This is a genomic window from Yinghuangia aomiensis (assembly GCF_039542225.1).
Classification (GTDB): Bacteria; Actinomycetota; Actinomycetes; order Streptomycetales; family Streptomycetaceae; genus Yinghuangia; species Yinghuangia aomiensis.
Map to the genome: position 1 here is coordinate 1 of NZ_BAABHS010000001.1, position 19,638 is coordinate 19,638.

The 19,638-nt window shown below is 70.1% G+C and carries 21 protein-coding genes; 20 read left to right on the top strand and 1 reads right to left on the bottom strand.

Annotated features, from left to right (window positions below; translation table 11 throughout):
• The 19 genes from rho to ABEA93_RS00095 all read left to right on the top strand — a co-directional run.
• Positions 1 to 1,769 (top strand): transcription termination factor Rho (rho, locus tag ABEA93_RS00005; protein ID WP_345673086.1); only part of this gene is annotated, 1,769 nt, incomplete at its 5' end.
• Positions 1,770 to 2,038: 269 nt separating this feature from the next.
• A complete protein-coding gene (rpmE, locus tag ABEA93_RS00010) occupies positions 2,039 to 2,263 on the top strand; it encodes a 50S ribosomal protein L31 (RefSeq protein WP_345673087.1) in 225 nt (74 codons plus the stop codon).
• A 172-nt stretch (positions 2,264 to 2,435) separates the two neighbouring features.
• Entirely contained in the window at positions 2,436 to 3,506 is a 1,071-nt protein-coding gene (gene prfA, locus ABEA93_RS00015; protein WP_345673088.1) for a peptide chain release factor 1, read from the top strand.
• A gap of 117 nt (positions 3,507 to 3,623) precedes the next feature.
• Positions 3,624 to 4,469, top strand: a complete 846-nt coding sequence (gene prmC, locus ABEA93_RS00020; RefSeq protein ID WP_345673089.1) for a peptide chain release factor N(5)-glutamine methyltransferase — start codon at positions 3,624 to 3,626, stop codon at positions 4,467 to 4,469.
• A 58-nt stretch (positions 4,470 to 4,527) separates the two neighbouring features.
• Positions 4,528 to 5,175, top strand: coding sequence for an L-threonylcarbamoyladenylate synthase (locus ABEA93_RS00025; protein ID WP_345673090.1), 648 nt, complete (start codon positions 4,528 to 4,530; stop codon positions 5,173 to 5,175).
• Positions 5,172 to 5,801 (top strand): arsenate reductase/protein-tyrosine-phosphatase family protein, encoded by a 630-nt coding sequence (locus ABEA93_RS00030; protein ID WP_425584753.1) that lies wholly within the window; start codon positions 5,172 to 5,174, stop codon positions 5,799 to 5,801. The genes ABEA93_RS00025 and ABEA93_RS00030 overlap by 4 nt, the downstream gene beginning before the upstream one ends.
• A gap of 64 nt (positions 5,802 to 5,865) precedes the next feature.
• Positions 5,866 to 7,155, top strand: a complete 1,290-nt coding sequence (locus ABEA93_RS00035) for a serine hydroxymethyltransferase (protein ID WP_345673092.1) — start codon at positions 5,866 to 5,868, stop codon at positions 7,153 to 7,155.
• A 99-nt stretch (positions 7,156 to 7,254) separates the two neighbouring features.
• A complete protein-coding gene (locus tag ABEA93_RS00040) occupies positions 7,255 to 8,616 on the top strand; it encodes an MraY family glycosyltransferase (RefSeq protein ID WP_345673093.1) in 1,362 nt (453 codons plus the stop codon).
• Between the two features lie 223 nt (positions 8,617 to 8,839).
• Positions 8,840 to 9,244: a Cg1360 family ATP-synthase-associated protein gene (locus ABEA93_RS00045; RefSeq protein WP_345673094.1), complete on the top strand. Its 405-nt coding sequence runs from the start codon at positions 8,840 to 8,842 to the stop codon at positions 9,242 to 9,244.
• Between the two features lie 61 nt (positions 9,245 to 9,305).
• Positions 9,306 to 9,551: an AtpZ/AtpI family protein gene (locus ABEA93_RS00050; RefSeq protein WP_345673095.1), complete on the top strand. Its 246-nt coding sequence runs from the start codon at positions 9,306 to 9,308 to the stop codon at positions 9,549 to 9,551.
• Between the two features lie 87 nt (positions 9,552 to 9,638).
• A complete protein-coding gene (atpB, locus tag ABEA93_RS00055) occupies positions 9,639 to 10,448 on the top strand; it encodes a F0F1 ATP synthase subunit A (protein WP_345673096.1) in 810 nt (269 codons plus the stop codon).
• Positions 10,449 to 10,525: 77 nt separating this feature from the next.
• Positions 10,526 to 10,750: an ATP synthase F0 subunit C gene (gene atpE, locus ABEA93_RS00060; protein WP_345673097.1), complete on the top strand. Its 225-nt coding sequence runs from the start codon at positions 10,526 to 10,528 to the stop codon at positions 10,748 to 10,750.
• Positions 10,751 to 10,779: 29 nt separating this feature from the next.
• A complete protein-coding gene (locus tag ABEA93_RS00065) occupies positions 10,780 to 11,331 on the top strand; it encodes a F0F1 ATP synthase subunit B (RefSeq protein ID WP_345673098.1) in 552 nt (183 codons plus the stop codon).
• Entirely contained in the window at positions 11,331 to 12,146 is an 816-nt protein-coding gene (locus tag ABEA93_RS00070; protein ID WP_345673099.1) for a F0F1 ATP synthase subunit delta, read from the top strand. The genes ABEA93_RS00065 and ABEA93_RS00070 overlap by 1 nt, the downstream gene beginning before the upstream one ends.
• 129 nt (positions 12,147 to 12,275) lie before the next feature.
• Positions 12,276 to 13,919 (top strand): F0F1 ATP synthase subunit alpha, encoded by a 1,644-nt coding sequence (gene atpA, locus ABEA93_RS00075; RefSeq protein ID WP_345673100.1) that lies wholly within the window; start codon positions 12,276 to 12,278, stop codon positions 13,917 to 13,919.
• 19 nt (positions 13,920 to 13,938) lie between these two features.
• Complete coding sequence (locus ABEA93_RS00080; RefSeq protein WP_345673101.1) at positions 13,939 to 14,847, top strand: F0F1 ATP synthase subunit gamma; 909 nt, start codon at positions 13,939 to 13,941, stop codon at positions 14,845 to 14,847.
• Positions 14,848 to 14,849: 2 nt separating this feature from the next.
• Positions 14,850 to 16,298: a F0F1 ATP synthase subunit beta gene (gene atpD / locus ABEA93_RS00085; protein ID WP_345673102.1), complete on the top strand. Its 1,449-nt coding sequence runs from the start codon at positions 14,850 to 14,852 to the stop codon at positions 16,296 to 16,298.
• Positions 16,299 to 16,591: 293 nt separating this feature from the next.
• A complete protein-coding gene (locus ABEA93_RS00090) occupies positions 16,592 to 16,966 on the top strand; it encodes a F0F1 ATP synthase subunit epsilon (RefSeq protein ID WP_345673103.1) in 375 nt (124 codons plus the stop codon).
• 58 nt (positions 16,967 to 17,024) lie between these two features.
• Complete coding sequence (locus tag ABEA93_RS00095; RefSeq protein WP_345673104.1) at positions 17,025 to 17,630, top strand: DUF2550 domain-containing protein; 606 nt, start codon at positions 17,025 to 17,027, stop codon at positions 17,628 to 17,630.
• Positions 17,631 to 17,661: 31 nt separating this feature from the next.
• Here the strand turns inward: ABEA93_RS00095 and ABEA93_RS00100 are convergent, their stop codons facing one another.
• A complete protein-coding gene (locus tag ABEA93_RS00100; protein ID WP_345673105.1) occupies positions 17,662 to 18,234 on the bottom strand; it encodes a cob(I)yrinic acid a,c-diamide adenosyltransferase in 573 nt (190 codons plus the stop codon).
• Positions 18,235 to 18,334: 100 nt separating this feature from the next.
• Here ABEA93_RS00100 and murA point away from each other — a divergent pair, with 100 nt between their 5' ends.
• On the top strand, positions 18,335 to 19,609 hold the full coding sequence (gene murA, locus ABEA93_RS00105) for a UDP-N-acetylglucosamine 1-carboxyvinyltransferase (RefSeq protein ID WP_345673106.1): 1,275 nt from the start codon (positions 18,335 to 18,337) through the stop codon (positions 19,607 to 19,609).
• Positions 19,610 to 19,638 lie beyond the last annotated feature (29 nt).

A 19,638-nucleotide genomic window follows, 5' to 3' on the forward strand; every position in this document is an offset into this window, starting at 1 on the left:
AGCCCGCCGCCGACAGCGCCGCGCAGGCCCCCGCCGAGCCCGCCGCCCGCCCGCGCCGTGCCGCGCGCCGTGGCGTCACCGACGTCTCGCAGAGCGCCCCGAGCACCGCCGCGCAGACCACCGCCGCCGCGACCGGCGCGCCGGTCGCGCCGCAGACCATCGAAATCCCCGAGCAGCCGGCCGGCGAGGTCGCCCGCTCGCGCCGCGGCGAGGCCGCGGACACCGCCGAAGCCGCGCCGCGCCGCGGCCGTGCCGCCGAGCGTGCCGCCGAGAAGGCCGAGGGCGAGCAGCCCGCGGCCGCCGCCGAGGAAGGCCAGTCCGGCCGCGGCGAAGGCGGCGAGCGGGAAAGCCGCCGGGACCGCCGGGAGCGAGGCCAGCGCCGCGACCGCGGCGGCGACGGCGTCGATCAGCGCGACGGCCAGCGCGCCGGGCGCGACCGCAACCGCGACCGCGACCGGGACCGCGGCGCCGACCGCGGCGAGCAGCAGCAGCGCGGCGGCGGCGACAACGCCCAGCCGCAGGACGACGACGACTTCGAGGGCGGCGGCCGCCGTCGCCGCGGCCGCTACCGCGACCGCAACCGGCGCCGCGGCCGCGACGGCTTCGAGACGAACGAGCCCGTGGTCGCCGACGACGACGTCCTGATCCCGGTCGCGGGCATCCTGGACATCCTCGACAACTACGCCTTCGTGCGGACCTCCGGCTACCTGCCGGGCCCGAACGACGTGTACGTCTCCCTCGCCCAGGTCCGCAAGAACGGCCTGCGCAAGGGCGACGCGATCGTCGGCGCGGTGCGCCAGCCGCGCGACGGCGAGCGCCGCGAGAAGTTCAACGCGCTCGTCCGCCTGGACACCGTGAACGGTTCCGAGCCGGAACACTCGCGCCAGCGCCCGGACTTCACCAAGCTGACCCCGCTGTACCCGCAGGACCGGCTGCGTCTGGAGACCGAGCCGAACATCCTGACGACCCGGATCATCGACCTGGTCGCCCCCATCGGCAAGGGCCAGCGCGGCCTCATCGTGGCGCCGCCGAAGGCCGGCAAGACGATGGTGCTGCAGGCGATCGCCAACGCGATCACGCACAACAACCCCGAGTGCCACCTGATGGTCGTCCTGGTCGACGAGCGTCCGGAGGAAGTCACCGACATGCAGCGGTCGGTCAAGGGCGAGGTCATCTCCTCGACCTTCGACCGCCCGGCCGAGGACCACACGATCGTCGCCGAGCTGGCGATCGAGCGGGCCAAGCGGCTCGTCGAACTGGGCCACGACGTCGTCGTGCTGCTCGACTCGATCACCCGCCTGGGCCGTGCGTACAACCTCGCCGCGCCGGCGTCCGGCCGCATCCTGTCCGGTGGTGTCGACTCGACCGCGCTGTACCCGCCGAAGCGCTTCTTCGGTGCCGCGCGCAACATCGAGAACGGCGGCTCCCTGACGATCCTCGCCACCGCGCTGGTGGAGACCGGCTCGCGCATGGACGAGGTGATCTTCGAGGAGTTCAAGGGCACCGGCAACATGGAGCTGAAGCTCGACCGGAAGCTCGCCGACAAGCGCATCTTCCCGGCGGTGGACGTCGACGCGTCCAGCACCCGCAAGGAAGAGATCCTGGTCGCCGCGGACGAGCTCGCGGTCGTGTGGAAGCTGCGGCGCGTGCTGCACGCGCTCGAGCAGCAGCAGGCGATCGAACTGCTCCAGGACAAGATGCGCAAGACCAAGAGCAACGCCGAGTTCCTGCTGCAGATCCAGAAGACCACGCCGATGCCGAACGACTGACGTCGGTCCGGCGCCGCGGGGGCCCTGCCGCAGTAGTCGCAGCAGAGCCGAAGCAGCGCCGAAAGCAGTCAGGAGGGCCCCGCCGCGGCGGGGCCCTCCGCTGCGTCCGCCGCTCCGCGCGGCCTCGCCGGTTCCCCCTGCGGGGACCCGATTTTGGTCGGGGCCGGGCGGACTGGCAGACTGGTATGTCGGCCCCGGTTCACGTCCGCCTCGCCCGTCCGGCGAGGGCGGCGACCCGGTGCCCTCCCGAATTCGTCAAGGAGACTCCTGTGAAGCCCGACATCCACCCGGAGTACGTGGAGACCGTCGTCACCTGCACGTGCGGCGCCTCGTTCACCACCCGCAGCACTGCGCCGAACGGCCAGATCAAGGCCGAGGTCTGCTCGCAGTGCCACCCGTTCTACACGGGCAAGCAGAAGATCCTCGACACCGGCGGCCGCGTCGCCCGCTTCGAGAAGCGCTTCGGCAAGGGCCCGGTCGCGGGGACCAAGTAGCGACCTTCGGCGCCGGAGGGGACCGTGCGGCTCTGCTGAGCCGCACCCACCCCCCTCCGGCGCCGTTTTGGTTTCTCCGCCCCTCCCGAGGCACCCCGCATTCCGAGCGGTTTTCCCGAGCGGCATTCCCCAGCGAATCCCACGCGACTTTTCCGAGCGACAGGAGCACCCCGTGTTCGAGGCGATGGACGAACTGCTCGCCGAGCACGCCGATCTCGAACGGCGGCTCGCCGATCCGCAGGTCCACGCCGACCAGGCGAAGGCCCGCACGCTCGGCCGCCGGTACGCCGAGCTGAGCCCGATCGTCGACACGTACCGCTCCTGGGTGCAGACCGGCGACGACATCGCCACCGCCCGCGAACTCGCCGCCGAGGACCCGGACTTCGCCGCGGAGGCGGACGAGCAGGAGCGGCGCCGCGAGGGACTCGCCGAGCGTCTGCGACACCTGCTCGTGCCGCGCGACCCGGCGGACGACAAGGACGTCATCCTGGAGATCAAGGCGGGTGAAGGCGGCGAGGAGTCCGCGCTGTTCGCGGGCGACCTGCTGCGCATGTACCTGCGCTACGCGGAGCGGGTGGGCTGGAAGACCGAGGTGATCGACGCCAACGCGTCGGACCTCGGCGGCTACAAGGACGTGTCCGTCGCGGTGAAGGCGAAGGGCAGCCCGGCGCCCGGCGAAGGGGTGTTCGCGCGGCTGAAATTCGAGGGCGGCGTGCACCGCGTGCAGCGGGTTCCGGCCACCGAGTCGCAGGGCCGCATCCACACGTCCGCGGCGGGCGTGCTGGTGCTGCCCGAGGCCGAGGACGTCGACGTCGAGATCAACCCGAACGACCTGCGCATCGACGTGTACCGGTCGTCCGGGCCGGGCGGGCAGTCGGTCAACACCACCGACTCGGCGGTCCGCATCACGCACCTGCCGACCGGTGTCGTGGCGTCCTGCCAGAACGAGAAGAGCCAGCTCCAGAACAAGGAGCAGGCGATGCGGATCCTGCGGTCCCGGCTGCTCGCCGCGGCGCAGGAGGAGGCCGAGCGCGAGGCCGCCGACCAACGGCGCAGCCAGGTTCGCACGGTCGACCGGTCGGAGCGGATCCGGACCTACAACTTCCCGGAGAACCGGATTTCGGACCACCGGGTGGGCTACAAGGCGTACAACCTGGACCAGGTGCTCGACGGCGACCTGGATGCCGTGGTCCAGGCGTGCGTGGACGCCGACATGGCGGCCAGACTGGCCCACGCGGGCTGAGCGCGGGCCGGCCCACCCGACGGGGTGGCGACCGGCCGCCGGGCGGCTCCCGGGCCGCCCGGGCACCTTCACGGCACCTTCCCGAGGACCAGCCCCCGGGACTGCGGACGGAGAAAGATGAACCTGCTGCTCGCCGAGGTGGCCCAGGCCACCCTGCGACTGGCCGACGCGGGCGTCCCCTCGCCGCGCTTCGACGCCGAGGAGCTGGCCGCCTACATCCACGGGGTCAAGCGGGGCGAGCTGCACACGGTCGCCGACGGCGATTTCGACGCGCGGTTCTGGGAGGCGGTGGCGCGCCGCGAAGCCCGTGAGCCGTTGCAGCACATCACCGGGCGGGCGTTCTTCCGCTACCTGGAACTCGAGGTCGGCCCGGGGGTGTTCGTGCCGCGCCCGGAGACCGAGGTGGTCGTCGGGTGGGCGATAGACGCGCTGCGTGCGATGGATGTTGCCGAGCCTCTGGTGGTCGACCTGTGCACGGGGTCCGGCGCGGTCGCGCTGGCGGTCGCGCAGGAGGTGCCGCGGTCGGTGGTGCACGCCGTCGAGCTGGACGAGCGGGCGTTCGCGTTCGCGATGCGCAATGCCTCCGGGTCGCGCGTGAACCTGCACCACGGGGACGCACTCCTCGCGCTGCCGCAGCTCAACGGCACGGTGGACCTGGTGATCAGCAATCCGCCGTACATCCCGCTCGAGGAGTGGGAGAACGTGGCCCCCGAGGCCCGCGACCACGATCCGGAGATGGCGCTGTTCTCCGGGCAGGACGGGCTCGACGTGATCCGCGGCCTGTGCGCGACCGCGTACCGGCTGCTGCGTCCGGGCGGCCTGGTGGTCGTCGAGCACGCGGACACGCAGGGCGGCACCGTGCCGTGGATCTTCAACGAGGAATCCGGCTGGGTGGACGCGGCGGACCACCGCGACCTCAACAACAGACCGCGGTTCACCACGGCGCGCAAGGAGGGGGCGTGACCGCGCGCCTCTCGTGCTTCCCGCCTTCTGCCGACCTCCCCCTGAAAGGCGTCTTCCGATGAGCCGACGGTACGACTGCTCGGACCCGACGGACCGCGCGCTCGGCCTGCGCGAGGCGGCCAGTGCGGTCAAGCGCGGCGAGGTCGTGGTGCTGCCCACCGACACGCTGTACGGCGTCGGCGCCGACGCGTTCTCCCCGCATGCCGTCAAGGCCGTGCTGGACGCCAAGGGCCGCGGCCGCAGCATGCCCTCGCCCGTCCTGATCGGCTCGCCGACGACCCTGCACGGCCTGGTCACCGGCTTCCCGGAGGTCGGCTGGGAGCTCGTCGACGCGTTCTGGCCGGGCGGGCTGACGATCGTGGCGTTCCACCAGCCGTCGCTGCAGTGGGACCTGGGGGAGACCCGCGGCACCGTCGCGGTGCGCATGCCGCTGCACCCCGTCGCGATCGAGCTGCTCAACGAGACCGGGCCGATGGCGGTCAGCAGCGCGAACCGCTCCGGCAACCCGGCGGCGACCACCGTCGACGAGGCCGTGGCGCAGCTCGGCGAGTCCGTGTCGGTGTACCTGGACGGCGGCCCGTGCCCGGCGACGCTGCCGTCGTCGATCGTCGACGTCACCGGCGGCCGCCCGCGCCTGCTGCGCGAGGGTGCGCTGTCCCTGGAGACGCTGCGCGAGGTCGTGCCCGACTTGGAGGGCGTCAATTGACGCCGCCCCCGCCCTCGGAGCCCGTCCCCGGCGGGGGTCCGTTCCGCATCCTTTTCGTGTGCACGGGCAGCATCTGCCGGTCGCCCATCGCCGAGCGGCTCACCCAGTTGGGCCTGTCGCGCCGGCTGGCCGGCTACGAGTCGGGCCGGATCGCCCTCGCGAGCGCCGGCACGTGGGGCCACGAAGGCGCCCTGATGGAGCCGTTCGCCGCCGAGGTGGTGCGCGAATTCGGCGGCGACCCGGAGGACTTCCGCGGGCGCGAACTCCAGGACGAGCACGTCGCGGAGGCCGACCTGGTGCTCACCGCGACGCTCGACCACCGGGCGCACGTGGTGTCGATGGGGCATGCGTCCGGTCTGCGGACCTTCACGCTCAAGGAGTTCACCCGTCTGGTCGGCGTCCTGGACGGGTCCGCGGTGCCGGACGGCGACCTGGTGGAACGCGGCCGCTTCCTGGTGCGCGCCGCGGCCGCGCTGCGCGGCAGACTGGCCGCGCCCGGCCCGGAATGGGACGAGGTGGCGGACCCGTACGGGTCGCCGCTGACCGTCTTCCGGGCCTGCGCGTCGGAGATCAACACGGCGATCGACCCGATGTTGACGGCGTTGACTGCCCGGACGGGGATGTGATGTAGGTCTCTCCGACCTACAGTGGAGGTGCCTTCCTCCCCGTCCCTCCGTGAGGAGTTGTGCCATGGGCACGACCGACGTCCCCTTCTGGGGCCCGGACTTCTCTTTGCTCCGCGAGACCGACCCGGACATCGCCGACGTGGTCCTCGGCGAACTGTCCAGGCAGCGCGAAGGCCTGCAGCTGATCGCGAGCGAGAACTTCACCTCACCGGCGGTGCTCGCGGTCCTCGGGAGCACCCTCTCCAACAAATACGCGGAGGGCTACCCGGGCCGCCGCTATTACGGAGGCTGCGCCTTCGTCGACCGCGCCGAGGAGATCGGCGTCGAACGCGCCCGGATGCTGTTCGGCGCGGAGCACGCGAACGTCCAGCCCCATTCGGGCGCCTCGGCGAACCTCGCCGCGTACGCGGCGCTGCTGGTGCCGGGCGACACCGTGCTGGCCATGTCGCTGCCGCACGGCGGGCACCTCACCCACGGGTCCCGGGTGAACTTCTCGGGGCGCTGGTTCAGCACCGTGGCCTATGGGGTGGACGAGCGCACCGAGACGATCGACTACGACCAGGTCCGTGATCTGGCACTGCGGCACCGGCCGAAGATGATCATCTGCGGGGCCACCGCCTACCCGCGCTTGGTCGATTTCTCGCTCTTCCGAGAAATCGCCGACGAGGCGGACGCGTACCTGGTCGTGGACGCCGCGCACTTCATCGGCCTGGTGGCCGGCGGGGCGGTCCCGTCGCCCGTTCCGTACGCGGATGTGGTGACTTGCACCACCCACAAAGCCCTGCGCGGGCCGCGCGGCGGCATGATCCTGTGCCGCGAGGAAATTGCGGAACGAATCGACAAAGCGGTGTTCCCCTTCTGTCAGGGCGGCCCGCTGATGCACGCCGTGGCGGCCAAAGCGGTCGCGCTGCGCGAAGCCGCGCAGCCCGGTTTCGCGGCCTACACCCGGCAGGTGATCGCCAACGCGCAGGCCCTCGCGACCGGCCTGGAAGCCGAGGGCATGCGGGCGGTCTCCGGCGGCACCGACACCCATCTGGCGCTGCTCGACCTGCGCGGCCTCGGGGTGAGCGGACGGGACGCGGAGATCCGCTGCGAACGCGCCGGGATCACCCTCAACAAGAACGCGATCCCGTTCGACCCGGTCAAGCCGATGATCGCGTCCGGCATCCGGGTGGGCACCCCGGCGGTGACCACGCAGGGCATGGCGGACGGCGAGATGAAGGAGATCGCGACGCTCGTCGGACGGGCCGTGCGGGACACCGACGGGAGCGCCGCGCCGGAGATCCGGGCCGCGGTCGCGGATCTGGTGGCCTCGCATCCGGCGTACCCTGCTCCGGTGGATGCATCCCTCTGACGCCTGACGTGCGTCGGAACGACGATGACCCTTAATGTGCTGCCCGTGCTGAGTACCTGTGTGCGGCGGTTGGCAGAGTCCGGGGACGGTGGCTGAGTCTTGCGCGAGTACCTGCTGACGCTGTTCGTCTCGGCAGCCGTCACCTACCTCCTGACGGGTGCCGTCCGCAGGTTCGCGATCGCGGCGGGCGCCATGCCCGAGATCCGCGCCCGCGACGTGCACAAGGAACCCACCCCGCGGCTCGGCGGCATGGCGATGTTCGGCGGCCTGTGCGCCGGCCTGCTGATCGCCCGTCACCTGCCGGGCATGGAAGTCGTGTTCACCGGCTCCACCGACGTGCAGGCGCTGCTGTCCGGGTGCGCGCTGATCTGCCTGCTCGGCGTCGTCGACGACAAGTGGGGCGTCGACGCGATCATCAAGCTGCTCGGCCAGGCGCTGGCCGCGGGCGTCATGGTGTGGCAGGGCATCGTCATCCTGTGGCTGCCGATCCCGGGCCAGGGCACCGTCAGCCTCACGCCCACCCAGGGCGCCATCCTCACCATCGCCGTCGTGGTGATCACCATCAACGCGGTGAACTTCGTCGACGGCCTCGACGGCCTGGCCGCGGGCATGGTCTGCATCGCCGCCGTCGCGTTCTTCGCCTACGCCTACCGGCTCTGGTTCGGTTACGGCATCGAAGGCGCCGCCGCACCGACCATGTTCACCGCGCTCCTCATCGGCATCTGCGCCGGCTTCCTCCCGCACAACCTGCACCCGGCGCGGATCTTCATGGGCGACTCCGGCTCGATGCTGATCGGCCTGATGCTCGCCGCCGCCGCGATCACGCTGACCGGGCGCCTGGACCCCGAGGTCATCGCCGCGCAGGCGGGCTCCGAGACGTTCGCCACCCACAAGCTCGTGCCGGTGTACATCCCGCTGGTGCTGCCGTTCGCGGTGCTCATCGTGCCGCTGATCGACCTGGTGATGGCGGTCACCCGGCGCGGCTGGGCCGGCCGGTCGCCGTTCGCCGCGGACAAGGGCCACCTGCACCACCGGCTGCTGGAGATCGGGCACTCGCACAGCCGCGCGGTGCTGATCATGTACTTCTGGTCCGGCCTGATCGCGTCGTTCACGGTGCTGATTTCGGTCCGTCCGGACCGGCGGCCGATCGTGTACGCGGGTCTCGGATTCATCGCGCTGGGACTGCTGGTGCTGATGCTGCCGTGGTTCCGGCCGCGGGTTCCGAAGACGCTGCACGGTGTGGTGCCGCCGCGGTACCGCGGGCGCGGCCGCCGTCGCGCACGTGACGTAGCCGACAGCGCCGGAAGCGCCGACGGCTCTGTCATAACGGCCGAGGACGAGCACCACCGCGCGACCGCCGAACACGGCCAACAGCCTTGGCGGGGAAGCGAGTCCGGGACGCAGCCGGGGTCGGCTCCGGTATCGGGAACGCGCTCGCGTTCCCAGTCTCCGCTGCTGTGAGCTTGGGCACAGGAACGGGTAAAGCTCTGCTCAAATAGTTTGTGATACCGTTCACGAACCAGGAGTAAGGGCCGATGGACCCTAGGGAAACCGAGAGATCGGGGTCCCGAACTCAGCGCAGTCCGGGGGACATCACCCCAGGCCTCCCGGTGACGCACCGGAATTGCCCTTGAACGACCCTGGAACACCCCCCGCACCCCAGACTCTTGCCGGAGACACCGACATGCAGGCCAATGACGCACGGCTTCTGCGCGGCTCGGCCATCCCCACGGCCGTCGTCGCGATCGTCGCGATGATCGTGGGCACGGTTGTCGCAGGATCCAAGGGCCTCATCGGCGCGGCGTTCGCGTCGGTGGTCGTCCTTGCGTTCTTCTCGCTCGGGCAGATCGCCATCGGAAAGATCACGAACGGCAACCCGTTCATGATCATGAACATGGCGATGCTGACGTATCTCGTTCAGGTGGGCGCTGTCGCGATCCTGCTGTTCGCGTTCGCCGATGCCACGTGGTTCGACACCAAGGTGTTCGCCTTGGCGATTCTGGCCGCGACGCTCGTGTGGATCGCCGCGCAGGTGCGGGTGTTCAGCCAGCTCAAGATCGCTTACGTCGAGCCGGACGGGAAGCGATGACGCATGATCGACGGGGCGGGTGCAGAAACCGGCCTTGCCTCCTGCTATCGTCCGGTGCGTCATGAGCGAGAGTGGACGCCGCCACGGTCCGAACGGTTCCCGAGACGAGGTTCCGAAGGACCCGAAGCTGGCCGACGCCGCTTGGTCGAGCATCAGCTACATCCTGGCCGGAATGGCCGTGTACGGGGGCCTGGGCTGGCTGATCGACCGGTGGACGGGGCATTCCACGCTCTTCCTGCCGATCGGCGTGATCGTCGGAGTCGCTCTGTCCCTGGTCCTTGTCTATGTCCGCCACGGCAGGTCGTAAACCGCTCCTGCTGCGTGCCGCTCCGTGGCCGAAAGCCACGCCGACACACTGAGGTTGCCGCAAAGATGCTTCACGACGAAGGAGTCGATGGTGGCTGCTGACGTCCAGCTCGCCAGCAGCTGTCACCTGTTTGACGACGGCTGCGGCTTCCCCGCCCCCGGTCTGGACATCTTCGAGTTCAAGCCGATCTTCTCGATCGGCAGCTTCGACTTCACCAAGCCGATGCTGCTCTGCCTGATCTCGATGCTCATCGTGATCAGCTTCTTCTGGGCTTCGTTCTCGAAGCCGAAGCTGGTTCCGCGCGGTATCCAGAACGTGGGCGAACTCGGCTACCTGTTCGTACGCGACCAGATCTCGCGGGAGACGATCGGCAAGAAGGGCGACAAGTTCGTCCCCTTCCTGGTCTCGATGTTCTTCTTCGTATGGATCATGAACTTGATGTCGATCATCCCGATCGCTCAGTTCCCGGTCACCTCGCGTATCGCGTACCCGGTCTCCATCGTCGCCATGGTGTGGCTCACCTACCTGTACCTGGGCATCAAGCACCAGGGCTTCGTGGGCTACTTCAAGAACATGATGTTCCCGCCCGGCCTGCCGAAGTGGATCTACGTCCTCCTCGCGCCGATCGAGTTCCTCTCGAACATCATCGTCCGGCCCTTCACCCTGGCCGTGCGGCTCTTTGCCAACATGTTCGCCGGCCACATGCTGATCGTGACCTTCAGCGTCGCGGCCTGGTACCTGCTCGGCCCGACCATCGGCGCCCTGTACTCGGCGACGTCGTTCGTCGTGGTCGTCGCTCTGACCGCGTTCGAGCTGCTGATCCAGGGGCTGCAGGCGTACATCATCACCCTGCTGACCGCCTCCTACATCTCCAGCTCGCTCGAATCAGAGCACTGAGAGACACCAGACCAACTCTCTCCTCGACCGTCGTCCGGTGGAAAGTCCACCGGCCTCGAATAAAGGAAACAGCCCAAATGCTTCTCGCTGAAGTTACCGGCAGCCTCGGTTCCATCGGTTACGGCCTCGCGGCGATCGGCCCCGGCGTCGGCATCGGCATCATCTTCGGTAACGGTGTCCAGGCGATGGCCCGCCAGCCCGAGGCGACCGGCCTGATCCGCCAGAACATGCTGCTCGGCTTCGCCCTCGCCGAGGCGCTCGCCCTCATCGGCGTCGTGATGCCGTTCGTCTTCGGTAAGTGACGCTTAACCCCCCAACGGAGGTTCCCACCGTGATTTACCTCGCCAGCGAAGGTGAGCAGAACCCTCTGCTCCCGCCGCTCGACGAAATCATCATCGGTGGCGTGGCGTTCCTCATCGTCTTCTTCTTCCTCGGCAAGGTCCTCCTGCCGCGGATCGCGAAGACGCTGGCGGACCGTACGGACGCCATCGAAGGCGGCCTTGCGCGTGCGGAAGAGGCCCAGGCCGAGGCCCAGGCCGAGCTGGAGCGCTACCGCGCTCAGCTGATCGACGCCCGTCGTGAAGCCGGCCGCCTGACCGAGGACGCCCGTGAGCAGGGCGCCGCGGCGATCGCCGACATGCGCGCCGAAGGCGCCCGCATCAAGGACGAGATCGTCGCGTCCGGCCACGCTCAGATCGAGGCCGACCGCAACCAGGCGCAGACCGTGCTGCGGAACGACATCGGCAAGCTCGCCACCGAGCTGGCCGGCCGGATCGTCGGAGAGTCCCTGGAAGACGAGGCGCGCCAGCGCCGCATCGTCGACCGCTTCCTCGACGAACTGGACACCAAGGCCGCGGCCGCGACCGCCGAGCAGGTGCGCTGATGCAGGGCGCCAGCCGGCAGTCGCTCACCGAGGCCCGCGAGCGCCTGGACGGGCTCGCCCAGTCCACCGGCTCGTCCATGGTGGCCTTGGCCGAGGACCTCAACTCCGTCGTGCTGCTGCTCGACCGCACGCCGGTGCTGCGCCGGGTCCTGACCGACCCGGCGCGCTCCGGGGAGTCCCGGGCCGCGTTCCTGGCCCAGCTCCTCGACGGCCAGATCGGCGGCGAGTCCGCCGACCTGCTCGGCGGACTGGTCCGGGCGCGCTGGTCGCAGCCGCGCGACCTGGTCGACGCGATCGACGAACTGTCGGTCGACGCCGAACTCATCAGTGCCGAACGGGACGGCGACCTCGACGACGTCGAGGACGAACTGTTCCGCTTCGGCCGCATCGTGGCCGGCCAGCGCGAGCTGCGGTCCACGCTGACGAACCCGTCCATCGCGGACAGCCGCAAGGCCGAGCTGGTGTCCGGGCTCCTGGAGGGACGCGCCCACGCGTCCAGCCGCCGCCTGATCACCCGCCTGGTCGCGCAGCCGCGGGGCCGTAGCCTGGAGGCAGGGCTCGAGGGCTACGCCCGGCTCGCCGCCGAGCGCAGGCGCCGCATGGTCGCCCTGGTCACGGTGGCTCTGCCCCTCACGCAGGAGCAGAACACCCGCCTGGCCGCCGCGCTGGGCCGCCTCTACGGGCGCCCGGTGCACCTCAACGTCGAGGTCGACCCCGAGGTTCTCGGGGGCGTGCGCGTGCGGATCGGTGACGACGTCATCGACGGCACCGTCGCGACCCGCCTTGAGGAGGCCGGACGCACCCTGGTGCGTTGACCGGCGCGAACGTTGGCCCGCGGTCGACTCAGTGGTTGACAGCGTAAACAGACACAGCAGCACGCGGTTCCGAGATTCCGTCGCCACGGCGGACCGTAACCCCACCACCTAGGAGAGCAGGGACACCAGATGGCGGAGCTCACGATCCGGCCGGAGGAGATCCGGGACGCGCTGGAGCGCTTCGTCGACTCGTACGAGCCCGACGCGGCGTCGCGCGAGGAAGTCGGCACTGTCAGCGACTGCGCGGACGGCATCGCCCATGTCGAGGGCCTGCCCTCGGTCATGGCCAACGAACTGCTGAAGTTCGAGGACGGCACCCTCGGCCTCGCGCTGAACCTCGACGTGCGCGAGATCGGTGTCGTCATCCTCGGTGACTTCAGCTCGATCGAAGAGGGTCAGACGGTTCGCCGCACGGGCGAGGTCCTCTCGGTGCCGATCGGCGACGGCTTCCTCGGCCGCGTCGTCGACCCGCTGGGCAACCCGATCGACGGCAAGGGCGAGATCGAGAACGAGGGCCGCCGCGCCCTCGAGCTGCAGGCCCCCGGCGTCATGATGCGCAAGTCGGTCCACGAGCCGATGCAGACCGGCATCAAGGCCATCGACTCGATGACCCCCATCGGCCGCGGCCAGCGCCAGCTGATCATCGGCGACCGCCAGACCGGCAAGACCGCGGTCTGCGTCGACACGATCATCAACCAGCGTGAGAACTGGAAGTCGGGCGACCCGAAGAAGCAGGTCCGCTGCATCTACGTCGCCGTCGGCCAGAAGGGCTCGACGATCGCGGGCGTTCGCCGCTCGCTCGAAGAGGCCGGCGCGATGGAGTACACGACCATCGTCGCCGCCCCGGCGTCCGACCCGGCCGGCTTCAAGTACCTGTCGCCGTACACCGGTTCGGCCATCGGCCAGCACTGGATGTACCAGGGCAAGCACGTCCTCATCGTCTTCGACGACCTGACCAAGCAGGCCGAGGCGTACCGCGCCGTGTCGCTGCTGCTGCGCCGCCCGCCGGGGCGCGAGGCCTACCCGGGCGACGTCTTCTACTTGCACTCCCGCCTGCTCGAGCGCTGCGCGAAGCTCTCGGACGAGCTGGGCGCGGGCTCGATGACCGGTCTGCCGATCATCGAGACCAAGGCGAACGACGTGTCGGCGTACATTCCGACCAACGTCATCTCCATCACCGACGGCCAGTGCTTCCTGGAGTCGGACCTGTTCAACCAGGGCGTCCGCCCGGCCGTCAACGTCGGTATCTCGGTCTCCCGCGTCGGTGGTTCCGCGCAGACCAAGGCGATGAAGTCGGTCTCCGGCCAGCTGCGTCTGACGCTCGCCCAGTACCGCGAGCTGGAGGCGTTCGCCGCCTTCGGTTCCGACCTGGACGCCGCGTCGAAGAGCTCGCTGGAGCGCGGTGCGCGCATGGTCGAGCTGCTCAAGCAGGGCCAGTACCAGCCCTTCCCGATGGAGGAGCAGGTCGTCTCCATCTGGGCCGGCACCACCGGCAAGCTGGACGACGTCCCGGTCGAGGACATCCGCCGCTTCGAGCGCGAGTTCCTGGACACCCTGCGCACCTCGCGCAAGGAGATCCTGACCACCATCGCCGAGACGGGCAAGCTGGAAGACGGCACCATCGACGCGATGACGGACGCGATCACGTCCTTCAAGCAGATCTTCACCAAGGCCGACGGTTCGCCGCTGATCAGCGACGTCGCGGTGGAGGCGCTGGGCAAGGACGAGGTCGGCCAGGAGACCATCAAGCGCCACGTCAAGTCCGGCCACTGAGAACGGAGAGTCCTGACCCATGGGAGCCCAACTTCGGGTCTACCGGCGTCGGATCCGTTCCGTGTCGGCGACCAAGAAGATCACGCGCGCCCAGGAGCTGATCGCGGCGTCACGGATCGTCAAGGCGCAGCAGCGCGTGGCGGCGGCCAAGCCGTACGCCGACGCGCTGACCCGCGCGGTTTCCGCGGTCGCCACCTTCTCCAACGCGCAGCACCCGCTGACCGAGGCCAAGCCGGACGCGAAGCGTGCGGCCGTGCTGCTGGTCACCAGTGACCGCGGTTTCGCGGGCGCGTACAACTCCGGTGCCATCAAGACCGCGGAGCAGCTCGTCGAGCTGCTCCAGGGCGAGGGCAAGGAAGTACTGCGCTTCGTCATCGGCGCCAAGGGTGTCGGCTACAACCGGTTCCGCGACCGGACGCTGGCCGGCGAGTGGAGCGGTTTCTCCGACAACCCGGAGTACACCGACGCGAAGAAGGTGGCCGGCGCGCTCATCGACGCGTTCGTCACGCCTACCGAGGAAGGCGGTGTGGACGAGATCCACATCGTCAGCACCGACTTCGTCTCGATGCTCACGCAGCAGCCGGTCGCGCACCGGGTCCTGCCGCTGGTCGTCGAGGACACGGACGAGGAGCCCCCGGGCGGCGCCTTCCCGCTCTACGAGTTCGAGCCCTCGGCGGACGGCGTGCTCGACGCGCTGCTGCCGCGGTACGTCGAGAGCCGCATCTACAACGCCCTCCTGCAGTCCGCGGCTTCCGAGCACGCGGCGCGGCGCAAGGCGATGAAGTCGGCCACCGAGAACGCCGAGGAACTCATCCGTACGCTGACGCGGCTCGCGAACAACGCCCGTCAGGCCGAAATCACCAATGAAATCAGCGAGATCGTCGGTGGCGCTGACGCCCTGGCCGACGCGACCGCGGGGAGTGAATGAGAATGACTGCCACTGCAACGACGGCCGAGGCCACGGGCCGCGTCGCCCGGGTCATCGGCCCGGTCGTCGACGTGGAGTTCCCCGTCGACGCGATGCCCGAGGTCTACAACGCGCTCAAGGTCACCGTCGACCTGACCGGCCAGGGCGAGGGCGAGGGCCTCAAGACCCTCACCCTCGAGGTCGAGCAGCACCTCGGTGACGGCATCGTCCGCGCGGTTTCGATGCAGCCGACGGACGGCCTGACCCGCGGCGCCTCGGTGACCGACACCGGCTCGCCGATCATGGTGCCGGTCGGCGACATCACCAAGGGCGTGGTGTTCAACGCCCTCGGCGAGCCGCTGAACGTCGAGAAGGCGAAGTTCGAGGTCGCCGAGCGCTGGGGCATCCACCGCAAGGCCCCGGACTTCGACCAGCTCGACTCGAAGACCGAGATGTTCGAGACCGGCATCAAGGTCATCGACCTGCTGACCCCGTACGTCAAGGGCGGCAAGATCGGCCTCTTCGGTGGTGCGGGCGTCGGCAAGACGGTCCTCATCCAGGAGATGATCGTCCGTGTCGCGCGCAACCACGACGGTGTGTCGGTGTTCGCGGGCGTCGGCGAGCGTACCCGTGAGGGCAACGACCTCATCGACGAAATGCGCGACTCGAACGTGCTCGAGCAGACCGCGCTGGTCTTCGGCCAGATGGACGAGCCGCCGGGCACCCGGCTGCGCGTCGCCCTGTCGGCGCTGACGATGGCGGAGTACTTCCGCGACGTGCAGAAGCAGGACGTGCTTCTGTTCATCGACAACATCTTCCGCTTCACGCAGGCCGGCTCCGAGGTGTCCACGCTCCTCGGCCGCATGCCTTCCGCGGTGGGTTACCAGCCGACGCTGGCCGACGAGATGGGCATCCTCCAGGAGCGCATCACCTCGACCCGCGGCCACTCGATCACCTCGATGCAGGCGATCTACGTCCCCGCGGACGACCTGACCGACCCGGCCCCGGCGACGACGTTCGCGCACCTCGACGCCACGACGGTGCTCTCGCGTCCGATCTCCGAGCTGGGCATCTACCCGGCCGTGGACCCGCTGGACTCGACGTCCCGCATCCTCGACCCGCGGTACATCGCGCAGGACCACTACGACACCGCGATGCGGGTCAAGAACATCCTGCAGAAGTACAAGGACCTCCAGGACATCATCGCGATCCTCGGTATCGACGAGCTTTCCGAAGAGGACAAGCTGGTCGTGCACCGCGCTCGCCGCATCCAGCGGTTCCTGTCGCAGAACACCCACGTCGCCAAGCAGTTCACCGGTCTCGACGGATCGGACGTGCCGCTGTCGGAGACGATCGAGGCGTTCAACGCGATCGCGGACGGCAAGTACGACCACGCTCCGGAGCAGGCGTTCTTCATGCTGGGTGGTCTCGACGACCTGGAGAAGAAGATCGCGGAACTCGCCAAGAGCTGACGCGGTCCGCGGCGGCCGACGGGTTTCCGACAGGTTCCCGGCGGCCGCCCGGCAGGCGGTACGTCCGTACAGGTGCGAGGGGCGGTCCGGTCCGGGCCGTCCCTCGCCCTGCGCGGAGCCCCGCGCGTCCCGGCCTCCCGGGCCGGACGCGCGGTCCAGCGGTCTCCGCGGTCCCGGTTGGAATCGGGGTCCGCGGGGCGGATATTCTGACAGCATCCCGCGCCGGAGGCATTCCGGGCCGCGGGCCACGGCCGGGCGGAGCGCGCCCGTCCGTACGACCTGAGGAGCCCACGTTGGCTGAGCTGCACGTCGAGCTGGTCGCGGCCGACCGCAAGGTGTGGTCGGGCGAGGCCACGATCGTGGTCGCCCGCACGACCGACGGCGACGTCGGTCTGCAGCCCGGGCACACGCCCCTGCTCGGTGTCCTGGAGTCCGGCCCGGTGACGATCCGCCAGGCCGACGGGAACACCGTCGTCGCGGCGGTGCACGGCGGGTTCGTGTCGTTCGAGAACAACCGTCTCGCGGTGCTCGCGGAAATCGCCGAGCTGGCCGACGAGATCGACGTCGCCCGCGCCGAGCGCGCGTTCGAGCGGGCCGGACACGACAAGGACGTGGCCGCGGAGCGCCGGGCCGACACGCGCCTGCGCGTGGCCACGCACGGACGCTGACGCGAGTCCACGGCCGGCCGGGGACCAGGACGCAGACGGAACGAGGAGGTCTGACGAGATGGTCCTCGTACTGCTGGCGGTGGTCCTTGCCGTCGTCGTCGCGACCGCGCTGGCGATCGGCGTGTTCGCGTTGCGGCGCCGGCTGATCCAGCGGCCGGGCGGCACGTTCGACTGTTCGCTGCGCGTTTTGCCCGAGGTACCACCCGCCCCCTCCCGCGAGGGGGCGGATTCCGCCGCGGCGCCGTCCGGGAGTTCGGTCCCGGAAGGCGCCGCGTCCGATTCCCGGGGAAGTTCTCCCGCGGATCCCGCAGACCCTGCCGAGCCCGCCTCCGCCGACGGCGAGGCCGTGCCGCCGCTCGCGGTGGACCACGGCAAGGGCTGGGTGTTCGGCATCGCCCGCTACAGCGGCGACCGCATCGAGTGGTTCCGGGTCTTCTCTTATGCGCCCCGTCCGCGCCGGACGCTGGAGCGCCACGACATCGTCGTCATCGAACGCCGCCTGCCCGTCGGGCAGGAGGAACTCGCGCTGCTGGCCGGGGCCGTGGTGCTGGTGTGCAGCCACGGCGGGCGGCTCCTGGAGCTGGCGATGAGCGAGGACGCGCTGACCGGGTTCCTGGCGTGGCTGGAGGCGGCGCCTCCCGGACAGCGCGTCAACGTCGCCTGAGCGCGACGGGTCCCGCTCGGGCTGACGGTGCTCAGCGGTTGGCGCCGGGAACCCACAGGATGTCGCCGTTCTCCCGGTTCGCGTGCCGGGCGAGGATGAACAGCAGGTCCGACAGCCGGTTGAGGTACTTCGCGGTCAGCGGGTTCATCGCTTCGCCGTGCGCGTCCAGCGCGGCCCACGTGCTGCGTTCCGCGCGGCGGGCGACGGTGCGGGCCCGGTGCAGCAGCGCGGCGCCGGGGGTGCCGCCGTTGAGGATGAAGCTGCGGAGCTTCGGCAGGTCGTCGTTGTAGCGGTCGCACGCGGCTTCGAGGGCGTCCACGTAGGACTGCTCGACGCGCAGCGGCGGGTACTTCGGGTCCTCGACGATCGGCGTGCACAGGTCGGCGCCGACGTCGAACAGGTCGTTCTGGATGCGGGTCAGCAGGTCCGCGACGTCCTGCTCCAGGCGGCCGAGCGCGAGGGCCACCCCGAGGACCGCGTTGGTCTCGTCGACGTCCGCGTACGCCACCAGGCGCGGGTCGTTCTTGGATGTGCGGCTCATGTCGCCGAGCGCTGTCGTACCGTCGTCGCCGGTACGCGTATAGATGCGTGTCAGGTTGACCATGTCCGCAAATTTACGCGGACGTGTCACACCTGTGCGACGGTGCCCACCCGGCTTTCGGACGGTGGTCGGAACGGGTCTCCGGAGACCCTACGATGCCGTGATGGACAGGTTCCGGGTGACAGGCGGGGCTCGGCTCGCCGGTGAGGTGCGCGTGACGGGCGCGAAGAACAGCGCGCTCAAGTTGATGGCCGCGGCGTTGCTCGCGGAGGGGGTGACCGTCCTCGACGAGGTGCCCCGGATCCTGGACGTGTCGATCATGAGCGAGCTGCTGCGCCGGCTCGGCTGCGTGGTCGAAGGAGTCGGCACCGGCACGTTGTCGATCGACGTGCCGGCCGTGCCCGGCCACGAGGCGGACTACGACCTGGTGCGCAGCATGCGGGCGTCGATCTCGGTGCTGGGCCCGCTGCTCGCCCGCTGCGGCGAGGTGCATGTGGCGTTCCCGGGGGGCGACGCGATCGGGTCGCGCGGTCTGGACATGCACATAGACGGGCTGGTCAAGCTCGGTGCGACGGTGGAGAACGAGCACGGCTACCTGATCGCCAAGGCCCCCAAGGGCCTGGTGGGTACGTCGGTGTGGCTGGACTTCCCGAGCGTGGGCGCGACCGAGAACATCCTCATGGCGGCGGTGCTGGCCAAGGGCACCACGGTGATCGACAACGCGGCGCGCGAGCCGGAGATCGTCGACATCTGCGCGATGCTGACCGCGATGGGCGCGAAGATCGACGGCGCGGGCACGTCGATGCTGGAGATCCACGGGGTGGACGGGCTGGCGCCGGTGCGGCACCGCACCGTCCCGGACCGGATCGTGGCGGCCACGTTCGCGGTTGCGGCGGCGGTGACGCACGGGGACGTGATGGTGCGGAACGCGCGCTCCGAGCACCTGGAGATCGCGCTGGACAAGCTGACCGCGGCGGGGGCCGCGGTGTCCGCGCTGGACGACGGGTTCCGCGTGGTGATGGAACGGCGGCCGCACGCGGTGGACGTGGTGACGCTGCCGTATCCGGGGTTCGCGACCGACATGCAGCCGCAGTTCGCGGTGCTGAACGCGGTCTCCGACGGGCACGCGATGATCACCGAGAACATCTTCGAGGCGCGGTTCGTGTTCCTCCAGGAACTGCTGCGGCTGGGCGCCTCGATCCGCACCGACGGCCACCACGCGATCGTGCGCGGCGTGGAGCGGCTCTCCGGTGCCCCGGTCGTGGCCACCGACGTGCGGGCGGGGGCCGGGCTGGTGCTGGCGGGGCTGGTCGCGGACGGCGAGACGCTGGTCAGCGGCGTGCACCACATCGACCGCGGCTATGACGACCTGGTCAGCCAGCTCACCGCGCTGGGCGGCTCGATCCAGCGCGAGTTGGAGCCGGAACCGCGCTTCTGACGGCCTGCCGGATCGGCTGTCCGGGAGGG

Bases quoted from the DNA above. Each gene is read 5' to 3' on its own strand.
- atpA (WP_345673100.1), top strand. From the start codon at position 12,276: ATGGCGGAGCTCACGATCCGGCCGGAGGAGATCCGGGACGCGCTGGAG.
- ABEA93_RS00050 (WP_345673095.1), top strand. From the start codon at position 9,306: ATGAGCGAGAGTGGACGCCGCCACGGTCCGAACGGTTCCCGAGACGAG.
- ABEA93_RS00080 (WP_345673101.1), top strand. From the start codon at position 13,939: ATGGGAGCCCAACTTCGGGTCTACCGGCGTCGGATCCGTTCCGTGTCG.
- ABEA93_RS00070 (WP_345673099.1), top strand. From the start codon at position 11,331: ATGCAGGGCGCCAGCCGGCAGTCGCTCACCGAGGCCCGCGAGCGCCTG.
- ABEA93_RS00095 (WP_345673104.1), top strand. From the start codon at position 17,025: ATGGTCCTCGTACTGCTGGCGGTGGTCCTTGCCGTCGTCGTCGCGACC.
- prmC (WP_345673089.1), top strand. From the start codon at position 3,624: ATGAACCTGCTGCTCGCCGAGGTGGCCCAGGCCACCCTGCGACTGGCC.
- atpD (WP_345673102.1), top strand. From the start codon at position 14,850: ATGACTGCCACTGCAACGACGGCCGAGGCCACGGGCCGCGTCGCCCGG.
- ABEA93_RS00045 (WP_345673094.1), top strand. From the start codon at position 8,840: ATGCAGGCCAATGACGCACGGCTTCTGCGCGGCTCGGCCATCCCCACG.
- murA (WP_345673106.1), top strand. From the start codon at position 18,335: ATGGACAGGTTCCGGGTGACAGGCGGGGCTCGGCTCGCCGGTGAGGTG.
- ABEA93_RS00035 (WP_345673092.1), top strand. From the start codon at position 5,866: ATGGGCACGACCGACGTCCCCTTCTGGGGCCCGGACTTCTCTTTGCTC.
- atpB (WP_345673096.1), top strand. From the start codon at position 9,639: ATGGTGGCTGCTGACGTCCAGCTCGCCAGCAGCTGTCACCTGTTTGAC.
- atpE (WP_345673097.1), top strand. From the start codon at position 10,526: ATGCTTCTCGCTGAAGTTACCGGCAGCCTCGGTTCCATCGGTTACGGC.
- ABEA93_RS00100 (WP_345673105.1), bottom strand. From the start codon at position 18,234: ATGGTCAACCTGACACGCATCTATACGCGTACCGGCGACGACGGTACG.
- ABEA93_RS00025 (WP_345673090.1), top strand. From the start codon at position 4,528: ATGAGCCGACGGTACGACTGCTCGGACCCGACGGACCGCGCGCTCGGC.